Consider the following 24,073-nt stretch of genomic DNA (forward strand, 5'->3'; position numbering starts at 1 on the left):
AAATGGCCCACCCCAGATAAGCGGGGTGGGCCATGCTTGCCTACCGAGGATTAAGGCAGGTCAGTATTTGATGTTCAGGGTTGCAATCGCCGTCCGCCCTGCCGCCTGGTTGGCATAGTGAGCAGCATAGGCCTTGTCGTAATAACGCTTGTTGAAGACGTTGTTGACGTTGACCTGCAGGTTGATCGCGTCGCTGAAGCTGTAGGACGCATTGCCGTCGAAGCGCCAGTAGCTCGGCACCATGCGCGCCAGTTCCTTTGTGATCACGACCGCGCCGTTGGTGATGGTGCGGGTGTCGGAATAGCCGCCATAGACCTTAGCCATATAGATCGCGCCGCCGCCCACGGTGAAAGCAGGCGTGATCTTGTAGTTGGTGAAGGCGGTCAGGCTGTGTTTGGGAGTGTTCGGGAACTGCTTGCCGGTATTTACCGATGGCGCGTAACGGGTGACGCCGCTCACGGTCGTTGCGGTGAAGCCGCCATCGACGATTTCCGAGTCCATGTAGGTGTAGCCGCCGAAGACATTCCATTCGGGCGTGATATTGCCGTTGAACCCGAATTCGATGCCTTTGATCAGGCGTTCGCCGATGAAGGCGACGGTGCCGGCGTCATTGGTGGCGCGCGCATTCTTGGTCTCGGTGCGGAACGCCGCCAGCGTCAGCGACAGGCTGTCGCCGAACAGATTGGCCTTGGCACCCACTTCATAGGACTTGGTCTTTTCCACCTTGAGCGCGTCGGTCAGCGCTTGGCTGGTGGTATTGAGCGCATTGCCCTCTGAGCCGTTGGCGATGAAGGAACCGGGAGGCGTCGCCGACGTCGAGGTTGAAGCGTAAATGCTGCTATTCTCGGTCGGCTTGAACACGATGCCGGCCTGATAGGTCCACAGGTCGTCGGTCCGTTCATAGAAGGCGCGGTTGGCGGTCGAGGTCGCCGTTAGGCCGGGGCTGACGCTGGTTTCATAATGATCGTAACGACCACCCAGATTGATGAGCAGGCTGTCGCTCAGGTTGATCGTGTCGAAGAAGGAGACGGCCTTGGTCGTCGTCTTCGACAGAGTCCATGTCTTGCGCAGGCTGCGTTCGATCGTGGCGGTCACGTCCGATGTGTCGCTGGCGTAGCTGACCCAGGGATCATTGGGGTTCGGATTGTCGACCGTGGTGCAATTATAGCGCGCGATCGATGCTGTGCCGCACCGCCCGCCGACAGCGGTCGTGCCGGTTGCAAGAGCCGCGCCGGTCGCCGCGTTGGAGACATAGCTGCCGTTGCCGGCCTTTTCCTCGCTGAATTCGGCGCTGGCGGCAAAGCTGTTCTTGATCCCGGCGACGGTGAATTCTCCGAACAGGTCGGTCTGGTTCAACAGGCCTTCGGTTTCGCTGTAGCGGTTGTTGTTGCGGCGCCATACCAGTCCGTTGGCGACATTGCCCTGCTGGTCGTCGGGCTGCGTCCAGACATAGCCCTGCGTGCTGCGGCCGTAGCGGCTGGTGTTGCGCAGTGTCACGCCGCCGAAATCATGTTCGGCGCGGATGGTGAAATTGTCGACCTTCGTCTTGCGGAAATCGCGATCCTTCAGGCCATAATAGGCGCCGCGTGGGACGCTGATCGACGCGCCGTCGTCCAGTGCCGTAAAGTTGCGAGCCGGACCCGTCTCCGTCACCCCGGCGGGCGCATTGCCGATGGTGTAGAGATAGGGAATGCCCGAATCCGGCAGTTCGTCGGTGTCGAGATGATAATAGCTGATCGTCAGGCTGGTCGGGCCTTCCAGGCCGAGCTTGATCGAAGGCGCGATGCCCCAGCGCTTGGACCAGATGGCGTCGCGACCGGCGACGTCCTGATCGTGCCACATGGCGTTCAGCCGCACGCCGACAAACTCGTTGATCGGCTGGTTGATGTCGATCGTGGCGCGTTTGTAGTCGGCATTGCCCAGGCTGCCGCTGGCGGCGATGAAGCGATCGGCCTTGGGCGTCTTGGATACGAGGTTCAGCGAACCGCCTGCGCCGCCGCGACCGCCAGTGGTGCTGTCCGAACCCTTGACCACTTCGATCTGCTCAACGGCGAAGATTTCGCGGCTCTGGGCGCCCACGTCACGCACGCCGTCCAGATAGGTGCTGGCCTGGCTATCGAAACCACGGATGAAGGGACGGTCGCCCAGCGGGTTACCACCTTCGCCCGCACCCAGGGTGATGCCCGGAACGGTGCGCAGCGCTTCGGTCAGGGACGCCGACGCCGTGTCCTTGATGACCGACGCGGGAATGACCGTGATGGAACGGGGCGTGTCGACCAGCGGCGCGGTGAATTTGGGCGAATCCGCCTTGTCGACCTTGTAGCCCTGCTCATCGATCGCGGTATCGGTGACGACCATGCCGCCCAGCTTGCGACCCTGCGCATCGTCCGCAGGCTGATCGCTGTTCTGGGCGATGGCGGGCGCGGTGGAAACGAACAGGCCGACGCAACTCAAGGCAAGAAAGCTGGTGGATGCAGTCGCGCGGTCGCGCGGGTGTAGAGAGTTCATTATTGCCCCTTTCTGGCGTGAAATAACGTGCCGGTTGGGTCCGGCTCTTTGAAATTTATGCGTGGAGATGCGTGCGGTATGCGCCGCGCGGCAGAGACGGCGCGGCGCGATACCAGCCATGCCGGACACGCTGGATATAGCCGTCCTTGCACAACTGGCTCACATATTGGCGCGACACGCCGATCTGGACGAATTCATCGGTGCTGGCGACTTCCCGTGACCTGACGAGCGAAAGGGCGCGGGCGCGGGCTATCCCGGTCACGAACCGGCCCTCTGGACGTTCCGTCCGTTCGGCATGAGCTGGGCGCACAGCCGCCATACCGTGCAATCCCGCCATCGGCAGCCAGATGCCCGCGTCGCGCAACACCATCGCGCATTGAAGCAGCGCGTTGAATTCGTTCACGTCTATGGTCGCAAAAGTGCGACAAGCCTGCCGCTGCGCTGCGGCGAGATTGGCGAGCAATTCGATTTCGCCGTCGCTGATGAAGCGTGCGTCGGGCGGGAAGATGGTCACGCCGCGATGGCGGGCGAGGGTGACCAATGAAGCGAAAGCCCGCTGGCCGTCGGCGATATTGCGCAATTCGGATGATCCGGGCCCACGCAGGCACGCGATGACCTGCCGTTCATGGACATTGCGTCGGTTGAGCGATCGGCTGGATATCATGCCTCATCCCTCCCGATCCATGGGGCAAAGGCGATGTGGATAGCGAGATATCCAGCGAAGATGTCCCTATTTCCCGTCACATTGGCCCCATGTTGCGAACGATAATAATAATGACTCGCAGATGGCGCGTGTTTACTGATACGGCGCGGCAGGTCCATCAATTCGGGCAACATTGGGAAATGGTATAGAAATGCCAATGTTAAATGGGGGGCGATTTAGCGCATGGAGGACGGGAATGAGCGGGCGGGTGCAATGCGGATGTTATTGTTGGAAGACGATCAGGAAACGCGGGACTATCTCGCGCGGGGACTGAACGAACTGGGGCATCACGTCATTGTCGAAAGCGAGGGCAAGGCCGCGCTCGCCCGCACGCTGGCCGAGGCGTTCGACATTCTGGTGCTGGACCGCATGGTGCCGGGGCTGGACGGCCTAACGGTGCTCAGGCTCGCCCGCGATGCGGGGAACCAGTCGCCTGCGATCATTCTGTCTGCCATGTCGGGCATCGAAGATCGGGTCGCGGGTCTTGAGGGCGGCGCCGACGATTATCTGATCAAGCCCTTCGCTTTTGCCGAACTGGCGGCCCGGCTGGGCGCGCTGGCCCGACGACCGCCACCGGGGGAACGCACGGAATCGCCGATCGTGCTGCGCGTCGGCAGCATCGAACTCGATCTGGTGCGCCGGACGGTGAAGCGATCCGGCAGGAGCATCGACCTGCAACCGCGTGAATTTAGCCTGCTCGAATATCTGCTGCGTAATCCTGACAGGCTGGTCACGCGGACGATGTTGCTCGATCGGGTGTGGAATTTCGGTTTCGATCCCAAGACGAACATCGTCGAAACGCATATGAGCCGCCTGCGTACCAAGCTGAACGAAGGCGGCGCCGACAATCTGATCCGCACCATTCGCGGATCGGGCTACATGATCGTCAGCAGCGAGCCATAAGCCATGTTCATGCCTCGGACGATCAAGGGTCTGTCCATCCTGTCGGCCAGCATATCCGGCCTGGTGATCCTGGCGCTGGGTGCGGCCGCCATCTTCATTTCGCACCATGAAATCGAGGCGCAGATCGATCATCGCCTTGAACTTGAGATGGACGCGCTGGTCGACTATCACGCGGCGAACGGACCGGCATCGCTGGCGCGATTGGTGCATATGCGCGACGGCGGCGCTACGAACGGTACGGGCTATCTGGCCGATAGCGGACACGACGGGCGGTTGATGCTCTATGCACTGGCCGATGCCGACGGTCGGCGGATCGCCGGAAGCCTGATCCCGCACATTCCGCCGTCCGGCTGGACCGAGTTCCTGCCCATTCGTCGCCCCGACGGTTCAACCGGCGTGGCCCAGGCCCTCAGCCGTACCATGCCTGATGGCAGTCAGGTCGTGGTCGCGGGAGATCGCGATGCGCTCCGCCGGTCCGACGATCGTATCCTCATGGCGGCGCTGCTGGGGCTTGGCGTCATATTGCTGACCGGCACCGTCAGCACGATCGCTTTCGGACGGCTGGTCCGACGCCGACTGGTGCTCATCAGCGGGGCTGCACAGGGGATAATCGAAGGCGATTATACCCGCCGCATCCCGATCGACGGTTCGGGTAGCGAGTTCGATCGCATCTCCATCATCCTCAACACGATGCTGGGGCGGATCGATAGTCTCATGCGATCCCTGCGTCAGGTTTCCAGCGACATTGCGCATGACATGCGGACCCCGCTGGGACGGATCAGGCAGGATATGGAAGCGCTGCTAGTCAAAACGCCCGATGAAGGGACCGCGAATGTGCTGGAACGGACGCTCGCCGACATGGATGCCCTGCTGGACCTGTTCGCGGGCCTGCTCGGCATTTCCGAAGTGCAGGGAATGGCCGCGCGCAAGCGCTTTGTTACGCTACCGCTGGCGGACATCGTCGGTGAAGTTGCCGATGCTTATCGTCCGGCATTCGATGACGAGAAGCGAACGATCACCACGACCCTGAAGGACGTGACCATATCGGGCGACGCCCAATTGCTCAAAAGGGCTGTCGCGAACATGCTGGAAAATATTCTGGCCCATGCCGGCGAGGAAGCTGATGCTCTGATCTCCGTCGACACCATTGGAGATCAGGCGATCCTAACCGTCAGCGACAATGGAACAGGCATAGAAGAGGGCGACCGCGAACGGATTTTCGAACGTCTCGTCCGTCTGGACCCGACACGATCGAAGCCGGGCCATGGACTGGGGTTGAGCATGGTCAGGGCGATCGTCCATGCGCATCGCGGCTCGATCGAAGTCACGCGGTTGGGCGAGGGCGTTGGCTTCACTATCAGGATCCCGGTGGTTCTGCCCGTGACCTGAACGGCGGCCCGCGATTGCGCACTCCTATCGGAAGGAGACAAATTGCCGACAATCGTCTGGATATGCAGCTTGCTGCGCTACCTAAAAATGCATCGACAATGCGACGCCGCCGCCATTGCTGTCCCCCCATGGCAGGACACGGACGTTGCTATTGCGGCGTGAGGTGATGAGGAAACCCGTTGTTTGATGCCCCTGGCGCCAGAGGATGTCGCAAGGGACTGCGCCACCGAACGGTAATCCAGCAGGATGCCTTCGTCCTCCAGATGGGCCGCGCATGTCTTGAGCATGTCCTCCAAGGGACTTGTCGAAGGCGCAGTCGAACAGCCGCTCGCTTTTCATCATGCGACTGAGATGAAGCAAGCGGCTGGTCATCGGATCAGAACCGGGCGTTCAGGCCGACCTTGACGGCGGTCGGCGATCCCGGCGTGATATTGTTGTTACTGTGCGCGTAGAGATAATAGCGTTTGCCCAGAATGTTCTCGACATTGACCTGGAGGCTCAGTTCCGGTGTGATCGTATAGAAGATCGCGCCATCGACGCGGGTGTAGCCGGGCAGATAGACCTGATTGTCGGTCGATGCGTAACGCTTGCCCTGATAGATCACACCGACGCCAGCACCAAGCTGCTCGATCGGATCGAACCGGGTCCACAGCGATGCGGCATGTTTGGGCATGTTGGGCAACTGGTTGCCCGCGCGCACGGTGCCCGACACATTGTCGAGGAAGGTGCCGTCCGAATAGGTATAGGCGCCGACCATGCTGACCTGCTTGGTGATGCTTCCCGCAGCGCTCAGTTCCACGCCCTTGGTGCGCTGACGCCCCACCGGCACCGTAACCGAAGTCGCGTCATTGGGATTGCTGAGCGCCAGCACATTGTCGCGATCCAGCTGGAACACCGCCGCCGATACATTGAAGCTGGACAGGATGTCCCACTTCGCGCCGATCTCGTAATTCTGGAACTTCTCCGGGGCCAGACTCGCATTGGACAGGCTCAGACCCGCCAGCTGATCGCCGCCGCGCGGCTGATAGGTGCGCGAATAGCTGGCATAGATGGAGGCGTTCTCGATGGGCTTGAAGATCAGGCCCGCACGCGGCGACCAGAGGTTATCGGTTACATCGAAAAATTCCGGCGACGTCACGCCGCCGCTGGTGCGGAAGGCGGCGCTGCGGCGATCATGGACCTTCGTCTGGAAATGCTCATACCGTAGGCCGACCACGATATCGAACATGGGCGACAGCGCGATCTGATCCTGCACATAGCCCGCGAACACCTCGGCAAGGCCATCATTATTGGCGCTGCTGGCGATCTGGACCCAGTTGATCGGGCGACGGATGTTCGACGCGGAGATCGGCACGGTGACCGAGGCAGCATTGCCCGCGAAGCGGCCTTCCTCGCGTATATTGTCGCTTTCCTGATGGCCATATTCCGCGCCGATCAGCAGCGTGTGGCCGATCGACCCGGTGTCGAACGTCGCATTGAAATCGGTCTGGTTGATGAAATTCTGACGGACGCTGGGCGACCGATAGGCCGAAATACTGACCGTCGTCTCGGCCGCGTTGACCGCGCCGGGGAAGACGTTGGAATAGAATTTGCGATAGTCGGCATAGCGGGTGCGGTTGCGGATCGACATCGTGTCGCTGAACTTATGTTCGATGAACAGCGTGCCGGCATCGGTGTTGGTGCCGGTGGTGCTCTGCGTCGGATCGCCGAAGAACTGGCCGCGCGGCGTGCGCAGCGGGCCGACGCTGTTGGTGGGCGAAGCGCCGAAGCGGGCGGGAACGCCGCGATCGGCGATGCGATCATCCTGAAAATGCTCATAGCCCAGAGTCACGGTCGTGTCGGGCGACAGTTTGAACGATGCGGTCGGGTTGAAGCCCCAGCGATTATAATTCACGCCGTCGCGATAGCTGTCGCTGTCCTGATAGACGCCCGTCATGCGCACCGCCGCGAAATTGCTGAGCGATGTGCCAAGGTCGAACTGCGCTCGCTTATGCTCGAAGCTGCCGCCTTCGATGCGGAAGGCGCGATGCAGGTTCCAGTCGGCGACCTTGGTCACGCGATTGACGATGCCGCCAATGCCGCCACGGCCGAATATCATCGCATTCGGCCCCTTGAAGATTTCGAGGCGATCGATGTTGTAGAGGTCGCGATAGGTCTGCACGTCGTCGCGCACGCCATCGACGAAGAAGTCGCCGGTGGTCGAATTGCCGCGGAAGACCAGCGTTTCGCGATTGCCCTCGCCCTGCGCGGAAAAGACGCCCGGCACATAGCGGATGGCGTCGCCGATGCTGTTGGCGGCCTGATCCTCGATCTGCCTGACCGACACGACATTGACCGATTGCGGCACGTCGATCAGCGGCGTGTCGGTGCGCGTGGCGCTGATCGACCGGCTGACCTTGTAGGATGTCTGCGCTTCGCTTTCATCAATCGGGGTGTCGGTGACCGTGACTGATCCCAGAGACTGGTCCTGCGCCTGCGCCGGGACTGTGAACAGCGTTGCGGCGATCAGCCCGTGGGCCGTGGAAGCGCAAAGCGCGACGCGAAATATGGATGAAATGGTCAAGGCCTGATCCCCCGGTTTAATGCAAATGGTTATCATTCGCGGGGTGGATAGCTGTTTGGAACGGGCGCGCAACCGGCGCAGCGGGACATGGACATCTTGTATAATCGCCCCAATGTCCCGGTAATGTCAGCGCGCCAGACGGACCTCGATCTGAAATCCGGGGGCGGGCAGGATCGCCGCCGATCCGCCATGGATGCGCGCGACAGCGTTGACCAGCGCCAGGCCCAGACCATGACCATCGGTGGATCGACTGGCTTCGGATCGACTGAACCGGTCGAACAGGCGCGATACATCTCCTGCAGGAACGCCCGGACCATCGTCGCAGACACGCAGCAGGATGTGATCGTCCTGTGCAGACAGGGCGATCGATACGCGCGTGCCAACTGGAGTATGGCGCAACGCATTGTCGAGCAGATTGGCGACCAGCTGGCGCAACAGCCGTCGGTCGCCATGCAGGACAAGATCGGGCGCGACAGTGGAAGTCAGTCGATGCCCGGCATTTTCGAAATCGGGATTATAGGAATCGACCAGATCCTCGACCAGATCGGTCATCGACACATCCCGGAAATCGCGACGCAGCGTGCCTGCCTCGACCTCCGAAATGCGCAGGATCGCGGCAAACAGTTCCAGCAATTCATGCGATTCACCAGAGGCAGCCTCGATCGCGGCTACTCTCTCATCCCCCTCTCGCGTCAGCGCTTCATGCAATCTGTTGTGCAGGCGGGTCAGCGGCGTGCGCAGATCGTGCGCGACATCGCTCGACACCTGCCGCAGATTTTCGACCAGTGCGGCATTGCGGTCGAGCATATGGTTCAGCGTATCGGCCACCCGGTCGAACTCGCTGCCCGACCCGTCGAGCGGCATGCGCTGGGCGAGGTCACCGGCGATGATGACATGCGCGGCATCGTCGAACCGGCGCAATCGGCGCTGCGTGACCACGCCGACCGTCCATGCGCCGCCGACCGCGAGCAGCAGCATCGCGGCAAAGGCTGCCAGAAAGAGCTTCAGGATGGTGATGTCCATTTCGTCAATCACCCGACGATCGACCGCGACGAGCAGCCTGCTTCCGTCCGGCAGGCGGGTCGTCAGAGACTGGGCGATGCCGCCGTCCCGGCCGTATGGCAGCAATTCGACATAGCCCGGCGTCTCAGGCACCTGCGCGTCGAACGCGCCCGCCAGCCGCTCGCCGTCTCTATCGAGCAATATGTAGCCAAGGCTGGCCGTGCTCTGGGCGGCGTCCCGTTGATGGATCAGCGTCGCCAGTTGCGCGGTGCCTCCATTGCCCGTTCGCGCCAACAGCGATCGGGTTTCCGTAGCGATACGATGGTCAAGTTGCACCTCCATCGCTTCATGCACCACGGCATAGGCCAGCCCGCCGATCACCGGGATCGCCAGCGCGAAGCCGAGGCTGACCAGCGCGGTCAGGCCGAATGTCGTGCGCCAGGGACGGCGCATCATTCGCTCCGGATCATGTAGCCCGCGCCGCGCACCGTTTCGATCGCATCGGTTTCGAACCCGGCGTTCAGTTTCGATCGCAGGCGGCTGAGATGGGTTTCGACGATGTTGGTCTTCGGCTCGAAATCGAAATCCCACACCCGTTCCAGCAACATGGTGCGGGTCATGACGCGATGGCTGTTGCGCATCAGTTCCGCCAGCAGGGAAAATTCCCGTGGCTGGAGCGCCACTTTCCTGCCCGCCCGATGAACGGTGCGACGATGCAGATCGATCTCTATGTCGCCGACTGTCAGTTTCGCTGTCTCGATCTGTGCGGCCGGACGGCGGCCAAGCGCGTTGACGCGCGCCACCAGTTCGGAAAAGGCGAAGGGCTTGACCAGATAATCGTCCGCGCCTGCTTCCAGCCCCTCGACCCGGTCGGCGATCCGACCGATGGCGGTCAGCATCAGGACAGGCGTGCTGTTGCCCGCCGCGCGCAGCATCTTGACCAGCGACAACCCGTCCAGACCGGGCAGCATCCGGTCGACCACGATCGCGTCGAAACCGCCGTCGGTCGCCTGGAACAGGCCATCGCGCCCTTCGGCCGCCACCGTCACGGCATGGCCCATCTCACGCAGGCCGCGTTCCACGAAGTCGCGGGTTTCATGATCGTCTTCGATGATGAGGATGCGCATGAAGCCTCCTAACCGATCGGGCGCGCAGGATCGAGAGGTTGCGGCGCGCCCTGCCATCCGCCGCCCAGCGCCCGGAACAGCGCGACATAAGATTGGGCCAGCAACAGGTCCGATTGTGCCCATGCCAGCCGGGCGATCGCTCTCGTCCGCTCCGCGTCGATGGCGAGCAAGGGCGACGCATCGCCCAGTCGCGCGCGCGATGCCGTGCGGCGCGCATAGAGCGCCGCTTCGTCGGTCGCGCTGGCTAACGCGGCATTGCGCTTTGCTTCCGCCTGCGTGGCGGTGAGTGCATTTTCCACTTCGCGCAATGCACGAAGCACGGCGGCGTCCCAGCTTGCGAGTGCGCCGCGTTCTTTCGCCTGAGCGGCAGCGATTTTCGCGCGGGCGGGCGCCTGATTGGGGAAGGTCCAGGAGACAAGCGGTGAGGCGGTGGCGGCAAATCCCCCGGACAGCAGGCCCAGTGCCCCGCCGAGATTGACCTTGGGATAAAGCTCCGCGCGGGCAACTCCGATCCCTGCCGTGGCGGACGCCAGCCTGCGTTCCGCTTCGCGAATGTCGGGACGACGGAGCAGCAGCGCCGTGTCATCGCCAACCGGGATGGCATTCCTCAACCGGGGCATCGTGGCGCAATCCATCGCGGCGATTCCCGGATCGGTCGGCGACAGCCCTTGCAACGTGGCCAGCCGATAGCGCGCATTGTCGCGCGCTGCCTCGAAAGAGGGCAGGGTGGAACGGGAGGTGGCCAGCAGACTTGCGGCCTGCGACACCTCGAGCGGGGACAGTTCACCGGCGCGGAACTGCTCCTGCACACCCTTGAGATTGCGCTCCTGCGCTGCGACGATTTCGCGGGCGATCCGGCCGTTATGGGTGGCCCCGCACAGGTCGATATAGGCCAGAACCGTATCGCTGACGACGGCAACGCGCACCCCGTCCAGCGCAGCGGCCTGCGCATCTGCATCCGCCCGTGCGGCCATTGCAGCGCCGCGCAGTCGCCCGAACAGGTCGATGTCCCAACTGACCGTTGCGGCGACATCATAATCGCTGGCCGATACATTGGCCGCGCTGGGCTGACCGGATGGATTGTCGTTGCCAAGGCTGCTTTCGATGATCGGTTGCGGCAAACGCGCGGCGTCCGCCTGACGAACCGCAGCGCGGGCGGAATCCAGAGCAGCATAGGCGACGCGCAGATCGGCGTTGGCAGCAAGGCTCGACTGCACCAGATGGTCGAGTTGCGGATCATTGAACAGACGCCACCAGTCGTCTGGCACTGGCGCGATCGTGGAGATGTCCCGCGTCGTGAACGCTGGGCTGGCCATCGGCGATACGGACGCAGAAGGCGGTGTCGATGCTGCCATGCAGCCGCTGGCGAGCAGGGCGCTCAAGGCGCTCAGGCGACGGATCATGCCGCTTCTCCCCGCGCTGGCGGTTCATTTGGTCCCGGGGCATCCTCGCCGAAGCGCGCATAGAGGGCGGGCATCAGGAACAGGTTGAGCAGGGTCGAGGACACAAGGCCGCCCAGTATCACGATCGCCATCGGATGCTCGATCTCATGCCCCGGCGCGTTGCCTGCGACGATCAGCGGCACCAGCGCCAGCCCCGCGCAGGCCGCCGTCATCAGGATCGGCACCAGCCTTTCCTCCGCGCCGCGCAGGATCAGGGCAGGGCCGAACGGTTCGCCTTCATGGACCCGCAGATGATGATAGTGGGACAGCAGCATGATGCCGTTGCGCGCCGCGATGCCGATCACCGTGACGAAGCCGACCAGCGAGCCGAGCGACAGCAGGCCGCCGGTCAGCGCTACCGCCACAACGCCGCCGACCAGGGCGAAGGGCAGGCTGACCGCGACCAGCGCCGTTATCCGCCCGGATCGGAACTCCAGCCACACAAGGATCAATATGCCGATCAGGCACAGCAGTCCGGTCGTCCAGAGGCGCTGGCGCGATTCCTTCAAGGCGGCATATTCGCCCAGCACCTTGGCGTGATAGCCCTGCGCGAACGAGGTCTGCACCACCGCCTGCTCGATTGCGCGCGCGACTGTGCCAAGGTCCGATCCGTTGACGTTCAGCGTCACGTCCAGACGGCGCTGGCTATTCTCCCGCTTCACTTCGTTCGGTGCAGGTTCGATGCGGACATCGGCCACGTCGCGCAGGCGCACTGGCGTGCCTGCGGGCGTCTGGATCATCAACTCGCGCAGCGCATGCAGTTCGCCCCGAATCGCCGGCTCGCCCCAGATCGCCACGTCGAACGCCTTCTGGTCGCGATAGATTTCCCCCAGCTTCTGTCCCGCGATCAGGCTTTGCGCCTGTCGGCGGACCTCACCGGGCGTCAGGCCCAGCGTCGCCATGTCGGCGGGACGAGGCCGGATCTGGATTTGCGGGACCAGCACCTGCGCTTCGACCTTGAGGTCCGCCACGCCGTCAATCCCCGCGATCTTTGCCTTCAGCCGATCGGCACTGGCGCGCAGTTCCGCCTGATCGGGGCCGAAAATACGCACGACGACCGTGGCGCCCGCACCCGACAGCACTTCCTTGATACGCTCGCGCAGGTAAGTGAGGACGTCGCGGAACAAACCGGGATAGCCCTCGATCACGTCCTTGATCTTCGCGACGCTGGCATCATAGTCTGCCGTCTCGTCTAGGCTAATCCACAGTTCCGTGAAGTTCGGGCCGACCACTTCGTCGGCGGCTTCCGCCCGACCGATATGCGCGCCGAAATTGCGCACGCCGGGAATGGTGCGCAATTCCTTCGACACCTTGATCGTGATGCGATCCATCGCCTCGATCGAGGAGCTGGGCTTTTCCAGCCAATGCATCAGGAAATCCGTTTCGCGAAAATCGGGCAGGAACTGGTCCTTGAACGTGGCATAGCCGACCCCCGCCAGCAGCAGCCCACCCGCCACCACGCCAATGACCGCGCGCGGCGCAGCGATCAGGCGGGGCAGGGTGGCGGTATAGCTGCGCTTGAGCGCCGTCACGAAGCGCGTGTCCCGCTCGGTATTCAGCGGCGCGTTAGGTAGCAAGAACAGGCACATGGCGGGCGTCACGACCAGCGCCACCAGCAAGGACGCGCCGATCGCCAGCACATAGGCGATCGCCAGGGGCTGGAAGAAGGTGCCCGCCACACCGCCTAGAAAGAAGATCGGCAGGAACACCAGCATCACGATCAGTGACGCGAAGACAACCGCCGATCGCACTTCCAGCGACGCACGCAATACGACATCGAAGGCGGGACGGGGGCTTTCGCTTTCCCGGTTCAACCGCAATCGGCGCGCGATATTCTCGACGTCGATGATCGCGTCGTCCACCACTTCGCCCAGGGCAATGACAAGGCCCGCGATCACCATCGTGTTGATCGTCGCCCCGCTCCACAGCAGCACCAGGCCCGCGCCCAGCAATGACAGCGGGATCGCGATCAGACTGATCGTCGCCTGCCGCCAGTCGCGGGTGAAGAGAAAGAGCACGACCGCGACGAGGATGCAGCCGATCGCCAGCGCGCGGGTCAGATTGTCGATCGACCGCTCGATGAAGGTGGCGGGGCGAAAGATCGTGTTGTCGATCTTCACGTCCTTCAGGCCCGGCTTGATTTCCTCCAGCGCGGCCTCGACCGCATGGGTCAGGTCCAGCGTGTTGCCGGTCGGCTGCTTTTCGACGATCAGCATGATGCCGGGGCCATCATCGATGATCGCGTTGCCGATCGGCGCGGCATAGCCTTCGCTCACCCGCGCGACATCGCCGATCCGTATGGGCGCTTCGCCCGCCAGTTTGATGATGGTCTGCGCGAGGTCATCGGGGGTCTGGATCGCGCCGGGCTGCTGCACGGCCATGCGCTGGTTGGCGGTGTCCACGAAACCGCCGCCGCCCACCAGCACGGCATCGCCCGTAGCCGCGCGCAGTTCGTTCAGTGTCACGCCCGCCGCGCGCAGCTTGTCGGGATCGACCAGCACCTGCAACTGTCGGTCCCGCATGCCCCACATCGCCACATTGGCGACGCCGGGCACCGCCATGAGGCGCGGCCGTATCGTCCAGCGTACCAGTTCCGACAATTGCATCTGGTCGAGTTTGCTGGATGAGATGCCGATCTTCATCGCTCGGCTGGTCGAGGACAAAGGCGGGAGCATCACCGGGGGGCGAGCTGCCGTGGGCAGGCGCCCCTGCACCTGCGTAACCCGTTCCTGCACCATCTGCCGCGCGCGCATGACGTCCGTGCCGCGATCTAGCAGGATCACGACCGAAGACAGGCCCAGTACGGACTTGGATCGCAGCGTCGCAAGGTGCGGGATGCCGTTCAACTGCGTTTCGATTGGCACGGTAATCAGGCTTTCGACTTCCTCGGTCGACAGGCCGGGCGCTTCGGTCTGGATTTCGACCATCGGCGGCGCGAATTCGGGAAAAACGTCCAATGGCACACTGGTGGATGCGCGTAGCCCCAACACAACCAGAAGGACGGCCATGGCCAGCACCAGCACACGCTGGGTCAGCGCCGCGCGAACGAGCCACGCCAGCATCAGTGCGCGACCCCGAATTCGGTGCCGAACAATTCCATGGCGCCGGTCGTGACAACCCGCATGCCCGGCTCCAACCCGCGCGATACTATCGCGCCATCCGCCCCGGCCGATGTGATTTCCACTCGCTGACGCACGAAATGGTTTGGCTCAGTCTGGGCATAGACCCATTCCCCGCCATAGATATCGCGCAGAATTGCGGAGGCGGGTACGGTCAGCCCCTGTTGCATCCGCCCGATTGGCAGTTGAACGCCGACCCGCTGCCCGACGCGCCATTCATGACTTCGATTGTCGATGGCATAATAGAGGTCCACCGTACCTGCCGCAGCATTGGCCGAAGGCGGCGCCTGAACTGGGTGCGCGCGGCTATCGGAATCGGTCGCGCCCAATGCCCGAACCAGCACGGAAGAGGATCGGGCGACGTCGGCGATATCCGTTCCAGATACCGACACGCGCACCCACAGGGCCGACTGGCGATCGAGCGCGGCGACTGAAGGCCCCAGCAGGCGTCGCTGCTCGACCGCTACATTCGCCTGCGCCTGTGCAGTGGCGAGCGCGGCGGCGGCTTCGTCGCGCGAGCGGATGCTGCCCGCCTCCTCGGCAACCAATCGGCTCGCCCGATCGAGGGCGATGCGGGCAAGGCGCGCCTGCGCGCGGGTCCGCGCCACCTCTCCATCGGCCGCAGCTTGTGCAGTGCCGATCTGGGCCAGGTTGCTGAGCGATCCGGTCGGCACACCGCCCGCGCCGTTAGGCACGACGATCTCGCCGCTGGTTTCGCGCATCATCGCGGCCTGCCCCTGACCAACCTTAATTGTGGCGATGCCGAGCCGTTGGACGGCCTGCGGCGTCAGCGTGAGTTTCAGCAGTTCGGTTTCATGCCCGACCGTTTCCGCCTTGGCTGGCGGCGTCGAGCGCGCCTTGTTTTTATCACCGCATGCCGGGAGCAGCAGCAGAACGCAGAGAAAGGAAATGCGGTGCATGGGGACTCGCCATCGATCAAACTGGCTTCGTCTCTACCGGTAGGCGGTGGAACCCTGCTCTCTGCAACTATACGATTTGTCCATCTTTCGCCGGAACGTTACGAAATACTGCAAATGAGTTGCATTAGGTAATTTGCGCTCTTATTGGCCCCGCCGACGTGGGGGCATGGTGGGGCAGCATGGCTCGATCATGCCGGATATAGAGGGTTGAGAGGATGATGATGGCGTCTGTTGGATATCGTGCAGGTTCGCAAAGGCTGATGAAACAGGCGGCAAGCCTTGCCGTAATGGCAATTATGATGACTGTCCAGGCGCAGGCGCAAACCCCGGAGCCGGGGCAAGATGCAAGCGATATCGTCGTCACCGCAGATCGGAATGACAGCTTTGGTGCCGATTTTGTTCAGGCGGGCACATTTCGCGATTCCAGGATCATGGATACGCCGCTGACGGTCGCGATCATGACCAAGGAACTGCTCGAAGCACAGCAGGCCCGCTCCATTCTGGACGCCGTCCGTAACACGCCCGGCGTCACGCAGGCGCAGATCAACTCCACCATCTACAGCAATCTTGCTGTGCGGGGCATCATCCTCAACAACTTCACCAACGTCCGGTGGAACGGCATCTTGCCGGTGGTGAACCTGATAGAGCAGCCGATAGAGAGCAAGGACCGCATTGAGGTGCTCAAGGGGGCCGCTGGCCTTTATTATGGCTTCGCGACGCCATCGGGGATCATCAATCTCGTCACTGAACGGCCCGGTGCTGCGCCTATTACGCGCGTTGATGTGCAGGGTGACAGCAATGGATCGATCGGTGCGAGCTTCGATGTCAGCCGCACCTTCGGCACCGTGGGCATGCGCGTGAACGCGGGCACATCCCTCATCGAAACGGGCGTCAAGCGGACGCGCGGCGAGCGTAGCTTCGTGACCGGCGCGCTGGACTGGAACCCGGCCGACAATCTCGAAATCCTGCTCGACGCGGAATATATCTACAAAAGCATCACCGAACCGACCGAGTTCAGTCTGCCCGCTGCGGTCAATGGCGTGATTGCCCTGCCGTCGCTGCAATCCTCCTCCAAGAATCTGGGCGGTGAATGGATGCAGGGCAAGGGATGGGAAATCAACCTGCTCGCCCGGCTAAACTATGATTTTGCACCGGACTGGCGTTTGGCGCTGGCGGCGGGACAGTCCTATCTGACCCGCGATCGCGCCTATTCCTCCTTTGGCGGCTATGATCTGACGACCGGCAATGGCACCGTGACGGTCGCCATGACACATGGCAATGATTACAAGACGCGCATCTATCGCGGTGATCTGTCGGGTACATTCCATACAGGGCCGATCGAACATAATGTTCTGATCGGTGTCGCCTATAATACGCGCGACGGTAATGTGCCGACGGCGGTGCGTTATTCGTTCGCGCAAAATCTTTATAATCCTGTGGCGATTCCGCAGCGCGCCAATCCGCCCCGGATCATTCCCAACCCCTCGAACGTGGAGGATCTGGGCCTTTACATCTTCGACCGGGCCTCGCTCGGCGAATGGCTTCAGGCTACGATCGGTTACCGCAAGACGGACTATAGCGACGTCAGTCGGACGACATCCTACAAGATCAAGCCCGATACCCTGTCCTATGGTGTCATGGTAAAGCCTGCGCGCTGGGTCAGCATCTATGCCAACTATATTGAGGGGCTGGAACCGGGGCCGATCGCGCAGCAGATTGCCAATAATGCCGGCGAAATCCTGCCCGCAGCGATCAGCAAGCAGAAGGAAGCGGGCGTCAAGATCGAACCGATGGACGGCCTGCTGCTGACGAGCGCCTATTTCCATATCAAGCGGCCATCGGCCTATCTCAACAGCGCCAATTTCTTCGTTCAGGACGCTGAGGCCGTTTATGAAGGCGTCGAGTTCAGTCTGGTCGGCGAATTGACGCGGAACCTGTCGATTGCCGCCAGCGCGATGTCGCTGGAAGCCGAGCAGAAATCGGGCAACGCCACGGTGATCGGCAAGCGGATCGAGAATGTATCGAAATTCTCCGGTTCGCTATTCTTGGAATATCGCGTCCCTATGATCGACGGGCTGCGCCTTTCGGCCGGCGTCTTCCATGTCGGCAGACGGGCCGTTAATGCGCTGAACCAGGCGTTTGTACCGGGCTATGAGACGTTCGATGTCGGTGCGAGCTACAACTTCAACCTGCTCGGCAACCAGACGACGGTGAGCATCTATGGAGAGAATATCACCAACAAGCGCTATTGGGCATCGTCCGGGTCCAGCTTGCTGGCGCAGGGCTTGCCCATGGCGGTCAAGGTCGGTTTGTCTACGCGGCTATAAGCCGGGGCTGCCCACCTTAAAAGCGCATCGTCATTGCGACGCCGCCGCCTGCGCTGTCGCCCCAGGGCAAAATGCGGACATTGGCGTCGCGGCGCGTCGTGATGAGGAAGCCGGATTCCTCGCCGATGGCGGCACCAGCGACCACATCATACCAGTGATGTTTGTCGGCCTTCACCCGCGCCAGCCCCACGAAAGCCGCGACGAGTTGCGCGGGAACGCCGACCCGCCAGCCATAGCGATTGTGCAGGCTGGCGGCGGCGGCGAAAGAGGTTGCCGCGTGTGATGAAGGAAAGCTTTTCCGGTTGCTGCCGTCGGGCCGCATTTCGGGAAAGGTTTCTTTCAGACCCAGCGACAGCAGGGTTGCGGCGCCCACACTGCCGCCAGCCTGGAGCGTGCCGGTCCAGTCGCCCTCAACTGTCGGTAAAGCCAACGCACCGATCACCAATGCGTCCCTGCCGATATCACTGGCGTCGCGCCAGCCCTTGTCGGACGCATGCGCGGTCCCTGATGCGAAAAGCGACAATGCCGTTGTGATCGAAGCGATACCACGCCGCATATATTATCCCCCCAGCGAGCAGGAGGCTCGCGGCAGGACGACGGCGGCGTTACGAACGCACCTCAGTCAGCCTATGAAATTTCCGCATGGCACGGGTCAGCACCTGCTGCGTGCCGACCAGCAAAGCAACAAGGCCGGCAGGAATAGCAGCACCAGTGGCACGGCCGCGACAAGGCCGAAGATGATCGCCGTGGCCAACGGTTGCTGGAGGCCCGCGCCGCGGCTGAGGCCCAGCGCCAGCGGGCTGAGCGTCAGGATCGCGATTAAGGCCGACATCAGGATCGGGCGGAGGCGCTTGGACCCTGCTTCCCGCAAAGCGGCCAGCGTCGCGCTCGCGCCGCCTTCTATTTCCGCGAGGTAGAAGATCACCAGTTCCGTCACCATGCCCACGACCATGGTCAGGCCCATCAGCGCGGATATGTTTAGTTCCGTGCCGGTGATCCACAGCCCCAGCAGCACTGCGCCCGCTACCAGCAGCACTGTGGCCATCGCGGATATCGTCCATGCGAGATTTTCGAACAAATAGGTCAGCAGCAAGGCGCTGAGTAGGAGGGCGGCGGCAAAGACCATCGCCATGTCTGCAAAACTCTTCTGCTGTTCGGCATAGAGGCCGCCATAATCGACGCGCACGGAAGTCGGCAGATGAAGCCCTGCCACCTTGGCCTGCACTGCCTGCATGGCGGACCCAAGATCGCGTCCTTCCAGCCTTGCCGTGACGGCGATAAAGGGTGCCAGATCCTCGCGCGTCAACTGCTTCTGCCCGCCATCGATCCCGACCTGCGCGATCGATCCCAGCCGCACGCCGTGCCCATCCGGCGCGGTCAGCGGCAGGTCGGCGATCTGGTTCGCGCGGCTATGCAAATCCTGCGCGCCGCGCACCCGGACTGCCACCAGTTGCTCGCCGAAGCGGATATTGGTGGCGATGCTGCCGCCGACCAGTGCCTCGATCTGGCTTGCAACCTGATCCGGGTCCAGCCCCTGTTGCGCGGCCCGGCCATTGTCGATCTTGACCGAGATGGCATCGCCCGTAACCCGTAGGCCGTCTACGATCTCGACCACGCCGGGGATCGTCGCCAGCGCCTTGCCAACGCGCCCGGCGGATGCTTCCAGCGCGGCGGGATCGTCCCCGAACAACTTTACTTCGATTGGCTGCGGCACGGCCGTTAGGTCGCCGATCAGGTCTTCCATCAATTGTACCAGTTCGACCTGCAATCCCGGCACCTTCGCCTCTATCTGCTGGCGGATGTCGGCCATCACTGCATCGATCGGGCGGCGCGATCCCCCCTTCAGCCGCACGAAGAAATCGCCTTCATCGGCTTCGGTCAGCCCGCCGCCCAGTTGCACGCCCAGGCGGCGTGAATAGCTGGCGACCTCTGGCGTTGCGGCGACGATCGCTTCCACCTGTTTGACCAGCCGGTCGGTATCGGCCAGCGAAGATCCGGGCTTGGCGGTATAGTCGAGCACGAAGCCGCCCTCATCCATGACCGGCATGAAGCCGGAGGGCAGTTGATACCAGGACAGGGTCCCGGCGACTAGGAAGACGCTGCCCATGATAGCAGCGGAAAGGCCGGGCCGTCCGAAGAAACAATCCCCTGCGCGGACATAGGCGTGGTTGAGCCGGTGCATGACGCGATCGGCCTTTTCCGCCGTTTGCGCATCACTCTGCCGCAGCCAGCGTGCGGCAATCAAAGGGATGACGCAGCGGGAGAAGAGCAGCGAGAGGGTAAGAGCCGTGACGATGGTGATGGCCAGTGCCTTGAAGAAGCCGCCGCTGACGCCGCTGATGAAGCTCAACGGCAGGAAGACGACGATCGTCGCAAGGGTGGAGCCGATCAACGGTCGCCCCATTTCGGCAGCGGCGGCGAGCCGGCTTTTGACGTCCGGTGCAGTCCCTTCTTGCATGCGCCGCATGATATGTTCCAGCATGACGACCGCATCGTCCACCACCAGTCCGACGGCGGCCGCCATGCCGCCCAGCGTCATCATGTTGAAGCTGAGGCCCAGCGGATAGAGTAGCAAACATGTCCCGGCGAGCACGGCGGGCAGCATCAGTCCGGTGATCAGCATCAGCCGCCCGGACCGCAGGAACAGGAACAGGACCAGACCCGCCAGGATAGCCCCCAGCAGGATGGCGTCCCGCACGGCATTGGCTGCCCCCGTCACCAGTTCGGACTGGTCATAGAAGGGCGTGACCGTCACCGTCGCGGGCAGCCCCAACGCGTGCAGGCGCGCATCGACCGCCTTGACGATTGCGACCGTATCGCCCGTCAGTGCCTGCCGCACGTTGATGAGGACGGCGCTGCGTCCATCGGATGCGATCCGGACATAGGCGGGTTCCGCCGCCGGGCGCACGGTCGCGACCTGTCGCAGCGTGACCACCGCCGCACCATTGCCGGTCGCGGCGCGGATCGGCGTGGCGAGCAGATCGGCCGTTGATGTTGGTGTGCTTTGCACCAGTACCAGATACAGGCGATGCCTGTCCTCGATCCGTCCCGCGCCGCGAATGGCATTGGACTTGGCCAAGGCGACGGTAACGTCGGTAATGCCAAGGCCGAAGGTCCGCAGCCGGGCTGGGTCGATATCGACCGCCAGTTCGCGCGGCGTGCCGCCCAGCACGTCAACCGCTGCTACGCCCTGTACAGCAGTCAGGGCAGGGCGAACCTTGAGTTCCGCCAGTTGCCGCAGCGCCTGCTGGTCGAGCGAAGGGGAGGTGAGCGCGATGCCCAACACCGGGAAGATGGTGGGATCGGAGCGACGGACATCGAAGCGCGTGCCTGTGGGCAAATCGGGCAGCAAGGTCGCCAGCGCTCCCTGCGTCGCCAGTGTCGCCGCCACCATATCTTCGCCCCAGTCGAAATTGAGCGCGACATCGGCCGTGCCCCGGCTGGTGGTCGATCGGACCCGCGTCACGCCGGGGACACTGCGTAGTGCGATTTCGACCGGGCGGCTGATTTCTGCTGCCATCTGGGCTGCGTCCCGGTCGCCCGCGTCGATGGTGACGACCACGCGCGGATAATCGATATGCGGGAACAGGCTGACCGGCATGCTGCGCGCCGCGAGGATACCTCCCAGCGCCAGCAACAGGACAGCCAGCCAGATCGATCGGCTATGCCGCTCCAGCGTCGCGGTCATCGCAGGCGAACCTTCATCCCGTCGTCCAGCGCAGTCCCGCCCTCGACCACGACCTGATCGCCTGGCGCCAGGCCCTTCGTGACGACGACGACCGCACCGTCGCTCGATCCCGCCACGATGTCCCGGCGATGGGCCGTCCCTTTGACGACCACGAAGACGAAAGGCTGGCCGGCATCGTCGAGCAATGCGGCATAGGGAATGGCCAGCGCGTCCTGCGTGCCTTTTATGGTGGCATCGCCGGTCAACGTTTCGCCCGGCCGAAGCGTCGTGCCTGCGGGCAGATCGGCATAGGCGGCGGCGAGTTTCGTTTGCGGATCGACCATAGGATCGACCGCGGACAAGCGGGCCGGGATCGCGCGACCGTTGCCCGCCGTCATGATCGCTATCGCGGCGCCTGTACGCAGATTGCGGACAAACGCCGGATCGACCCCGAAGTGCGCCCTGATCGCGCCCGTTCCGCCGATCGTGACGACCGACGTGCCCGCCGGGATCAGGTCACCCGGCGTTCCGGTGATGCTTTCGACATACCCCGCGCGGGGTGCGCGCAATGTCAGGCTGCGGCCTGTCAGGCTGGTCAGCGTGGCGTCGGCGCTGGCCTTGGCGGCGCGGGCGGTTTCGACATCGGCGTCGCTCATCAGCCCGTCGCCGCGCATACGCACGGCGCGGGCATAGGCTGCGTCGGCGGCCTGCGCATCGCTGCGTGCCTTGGCCATGTCCAGCATTGCGGTCGGGCCGGGGGCGAGGCGGACGATGGCCTGGCCCTGCTGCACGGCGGACCCGACCGGCGCGTCGATGGCGATGAAGCGCGCTTCAATCGGCGCGAACAGGTCCGCCCGCCCGCCGGGACCGCTGTCGGCCACGCCATAGAGGCGGATTGTCTCCCCAACTGCCTGCCTGCCCACTACGGCCAGCTTGACCAGAGCCTGCGGCTCTGGGCTGTCCTCTTGAGGGGCCTGTGAGCAGGCGGCCAGCAGCATCAGCGCGATGGCCGGAACGATCCTCTTCACTTCCATTGCTCCCGCGCTATACCTGTCAATAATTCCAGGGCGATGGCCTGTTCCGCCATGTCCTGCGCGCTGTGCAGGCGCAGGAGTTTGCGGTCCCGCACTATCTGTTCAGCGGCCCGCGCGGTCGCATCGGGGAGGTCGCCGCGTGTTGCCGCACAGCGGCTCGCGTCGGCCAGCCGCGTCGCTTCCGCAAGGCCAGTGTCGAGTTCGGCATATTGGCGCCTGGAAATCGCGAGTGCCGTGACGGCGGCGGCAATCTCCGCCCGTGTCTGAAAAAGCCGCGCCTCATATTCCGCTTTCAATGCGGTACGGGTTGCCTTCTCTATCGCGATGCCACCCCGATTGCGGTTCCATAGCGGCAGTGTGAAGCCGATCGCCGGTCCCAGCGTGACGTTCCTGCCGGTGTCGCGCCCGCCATTGATCGTCAGGTCCAGCGTTGGAAACTGATCGAGGATCGCCTTGCGCAAGGATGCTTCCTGCGCGTCATACCCCTCGCGCAAGGCACGCAGGTCTGACCGTTCCTGCTGCGCGAGCGTGAACAGGCGGTCGGCATCCGGCATCGTCCCAAAGGTAGCAATGGACGCGATACGCACCGGGTAGGTCGGTGGCAGGCCTAGCAACCGGTTCAATTCCAGGCGGGCTGCCGCAAGGTCTTTTTCTGCCTGTCGGACGATCTGCTGCGCATCGACGGCCGCGATCCGGGCGCTTTGCAGGGGATCTGCCGACACGTCCCCCCGACCGGCGGCAGCACCATATCGGGTAAGAAGATGTTCCGCCGAAGCAAGGCTGTCCCGCGCGACCACGCTTTGTGCTTCCAGCGCCGCGATGCGCACCGCCTGCAATCGCGCCTGTCCCGCCGTCTGCCACTCCGCCCAGACGAGATCCATGCGCGCCTGACGCTGCTGGGCCATCGCCTGTTGCCGGAGAACGGCACGGGTCCGGAGGGCATTGAGGTCAAGTCCGAGAGCCCCTGCGATCCCCGCGACCGGATCGGCGCCCGACAGGATCGGGTCGACTCCCAGAGAGAAGGTCGGATCGGGCAACAAGCCAGCATTGAACACCTGCGCGTCGTTTATGCCATTGCGGGCACGCAAGGATTTGAGGTCGGGGTTAGCCGTCACGACCAGCGCGGCGATGGCATCTTCGCTGAGCGGTGCGGACAGGTCGATACTCTGCGTAACGGAACCGGGCATGGCGCCATAAGAGCGGACCAGTAGCCTGGCATCCGGCGCGGCAAGAATGTCCGGCGTGTTGGTCAGTGGGTCAGGCGTATAATGGGCACAGCCTGCTAGCAACAGAAACAAGGTGGCGGCGGGCATGAACCGGTATCGACGGGGGGAAAGACGCGACACGAAACCGCCATTCTGAAAGAGAG

General features: G+C 63.2%; 15 protein-coding genes. 3 read left to right on the top strand and 12 right to left on the bottom strand.

The genetic code is table 11. From position 1 onward, the window contains the following. Positions 1-60: 60 nt before the first annotated feature. Complete coding sequence (locus ACFQ24_RS02740; protein WP_380908945.1) at positions 61-2,508, bottom strand: TonB-dependent receptor; 2,448 nt, start codon at positions 2,506-2,508, stop codon at positions 61-63. A 55-nt stretch (positions 2,509-2,563) separates the two neighbouring features. Next, complete coding sequence (locus ACFQ24_RS02745) at positions 2,564-3,172, bottom strand: type IV toxin-antitoxin system AbiEi family antitoxin domain-containing protein (protein ID WP_380908947.1); 609 nt, start codon at positions 3,170-3,172, stop codon at positions 2,564-2,566. A 252-nt stretch (positions 3,173-3,424) separates the two neighbouring features. On the opposite strand from ACFQ24_RS02745, the gene ACFQ24_RS02750 reads away from it, so the two are divergent. Continuing rightward, positions 3,425-4,114: a response regulator transcription factor gene (locus tag ACFQ24_RS02750; RefSeq protein ID WP_380908949.1), complete on the top strand. Its 690-nt coding sequence runs from the start codon at positions 3,425-3,427 to the stop codon at positions 4,112-4,114. Positions 4,115-4,117: 3 nt separating this feature from the next. Continuing rightward, positions 4,118-5,503: a sensor histidine kinase gene (locus ACFQ24_RS02755; RefSeq protein WP_380908951.1), complete on the top strand. Its 1,386-nt coding sequence runs from the start codon at positions 4,118-4,120 to the stop codon at positions 5,501-5,503. A 376-nt stretch (positions 5,504-5,879) separates the two neighbouring features. On the opposite strand, the gene ACFQ24_RS02760 is transcribed toward ACFQ24_RS02755, so the two are convergent. From ACFQ24_RS02760 to ACFQ24_RS02785, 6 genes are all read right to left on the bottom strand, one after another. Continuing rightward, complete coding sequence (locus ACFQ24_RS02760; RefSeq protein ID WP_380908953.1) at positions 5,880-8,066, bottom strand: TonB-dependent receptor; 2,187 nt, start codon at positions 8,064-8,066, stop codon at positions 5,880-5,882. 126 nt (positions 8,067-8,192) lie between these two features. Beyond that, entirely contained in the window at positions 8,193-9,524 is a 1,332-nt protein-coding gene (locus tag ACFQ24_RS02765) for a sensor histidine kinase (RefSeq protein WP_380908955.1), read from the bottom strand. Continuing rightward, positions 9,521-10,195: a response regulator transcription factor gene (locus tag ACFQ24_RS02770; protein ID WP_380908957.1), complete on the bottom strand. Its 675-nt coding sequence runs from the start codon at positions 10,193-10,195 to the stop codon at positions 9,521-9,523. The genes ACFQ24_RS02765 and ACFQ24_RS02770 overlap by 4 nt, the downstream gene beginning before the upstream one ends. 8 nt (positions 10,196-10,203) lie before the next feature. Then, positions 10,204-11,598: an efflux transporter outer membrane subunit gene (locus tag ACFQ24_RS02775; protein WP_380908959.1), complete on the bottom strand. Its 1,395-nt coding sequence runs from the start codon at positions 11,596-11,598 to the stop codon at positions 10,204-10,206. Then, on the bottom strand, positions 11,595-14,699 hold the full coding sequence (locus tag ACFQ24_RS02780; protein WP_380908961.1) for an efflux RND transporter permease subunit: 3,105 nt from the start codon (positions 14,697-14,699) through the stop codon (positions 11,595-11,597). The genes ACFQ24_RS02775 and ACFQ24_RS02780 overlap by 4 nt, the downstream gene beginning before the upstream one ends. After that, entirely contained in the window at positions 14,699-15,676 is a 978-nt protein-coding gene (locus ACFQ24_RS02785; protein WP_380908962.1) for an efflux RND transporter periplasmic adaptor subunit, read from the bottom strand. The genes ACFQ24_RS02780 and ACFQ24_RS02785 overlap by 1 nt, the downstream gene beginning before the upstream one ends. A 287-nt stretch (positions 15,677-15,963) precedes the next feature. Between ACFQ24_RS02785 and ACFQ24_RS02790 the strand changes: the two genes are divergently transcribed. Then, positions 15,964-18,003: a TonB-dependent siderophore receptor gene (locus ACFQ24_RS02790; protein ID WP_380908964.1), complete on the top strand. Its 2,040-nt coding sequence runs from the start codon at positions 15,964-15,966 to the stop codon at positions 18,001-18,003. A 16-nt stretch (positions 18,004-18,019) separates the two neighbouring features. Here the strand turns inward: ACFQ24_RS02790 and ACFQ24_RS02795 are convergent, their stop codons facing one another. The 4 genes from ACFQ24_RS02795 to ACFQ24_RS02810 form a co-directional block, all read right to left on the bottom strand. Next, on the bottom strand, positions 18,020-18,559 hold the full coding sequence (locus ACFQ24_RS02795) for a phosphatase PAP2 family protein (RefSeq protein WP_380908966.1): 540 nt from the start codon (positions 18,557-18,559) through the stop codon (positions 18,020-18,022). Positions 18,560-18,655: 96 nt separating this feature from the next. Continuing rightward, positions 18,656-21,691, bottom strand: coding sequence for an efflux RND transporter permease subunit (locus ACFQ24_RS02800; RefSeq protein ID WP_380908968.1), 3,036 nt, complete (start codon positions 21,689-21,691; stop codon positions 18,656-18,658). Beyond that, positions 21,688-22,698, bottom strand: coding sequence for an efflux RND transporter periplasmic adaptor subunit (locus ACFQ24_RS02805; protein ID WP_380908970.1), 1,011 nt, complete (start codon positions 22,696-22,698; stop codon positions 21,688-21,690). Before ACFQ24_RS02805 ends, ACFQ24_RS02800 begins: the two co-directional genes overlap by 4 nt. Continuing rightward, the gene (locus ACFQ24_RS02810) at positions 22,695-24,050 is read right to left on the bottom strand and encodes a TolC family protein (RefSeq protein ID WP_380908972.1); all 1,356 of its coding nucleotides are present in this window, start codon (positions 24,048-24,050) and stop codon (positions 22,695-22,697) included. The genes ACFQ24_RS02805 and ACFQ24_RS02810 overlap by 4 nt, the downstream gene beginning before the upstream one ends. Positions 24,051-24,073 lie beyond the last annotated feature (23 nt).

This window comes from Sphingobium olei (genome assembly GCF_042678845.1).
Taxonomy (GTDB): Bacteria; Pseudomonadota; Alphaproteobacteria; order Sphingomonadales; family Sphingomonadaceae; genus Sphingobium; species Sphingobium olei.

Excerpts from the sequence above, each read along its gene's own strand:
- ACFQ24_RS02740 (WP_380908945.1), bottom strand. The coding sequence starts at position 2,508 with ATGAACTCTCTACACCCGCGCGACCGCGCGACTGCATCCACCAGCTTT.
- ACFQ24_RS02745 (WP_380908947.1), bottom strand. The coding sequence starts at position 3,172 with ATGATATCCAGCCGATCGCTCAACCGACGCAATGTCCATGAACGGCAG.
- ACFQ24_RS02750 (WP_380908949.1), top strand. The coding sequence starts at position 3,425 with ATGCGGATGTTATTGTTGGAAGACGATCAGGAAACGCGGGACTATCTC.
- ACFQ24_RS02755 (WP_380908951.1), top strand. The coding sequence starts at position 4,118 with ATGTTCATGCCTCGGACGATCAAGGGTCTGTCCATCCTGTCGGCCAGC.
- ACFQ24_RS02765 (WP_380908955.1), bottom strand. The coding sequence starts at position 9,524 with ATGATGCGCCGTCCCTGGCGCACGACATTCGGCCTGACCGCGCTGGTC.
- ACFQ24_RS02770 (WP_380908957.1), bottom strand. The coding sequence starts at position 10,195 with ATGCGCATCCTCATCATCGAAGACGATCATGAAACCCGCGACTTCGTG.
- ACFQ24_RS02775 (WP_380908959.1), bottom strand. The coding sequence starts at position 11,598 with ATGATCCGTCGCCTGAGCGCCTTGAGCGCCCTGCTCGCCAGCGGCTGC.
- ACFQ24_RS02780 (WP_380908961.1), bottom strand. The coding sequence starts at position 14,699 with ATGCTGGCGTGGCTCGTTCGCGCGGCGCTGACCCAGCGTGTGCTGGTG.
- ACFQ24_RS02785 (WP_380908962.1), bottom strand. The coding sequence starts at position 15,676 with ATGCACCGCATTTCCTTTCTCTGCGTTCTGCTGCTGCTCCCGGCATGC.
- ACFQ24_RS02790 (WP_380908964.1), top strand. The coding sequence starts at position 15,964 with ATGGCAATTATGATGACTGTCCAGGCGCAGGCGCAAACCCCGGAGCCG.
- ACFQ24_RS02795 (WP_380908966.1), bottom strand. The coding sequence starts at position 18,559 with ATGCGGCGTGGTATCGCTTCGATCACAACGGCATTGTCGCTTTTCGCA.
- ACFQ24_RS02800 (WP_380908968.1), bottom strand. The coding sequence starts at position 21,691 with ATGACCGCGACGCTGGAGCGGCATAGCCGATCGATCTGGCTGGCTGTC.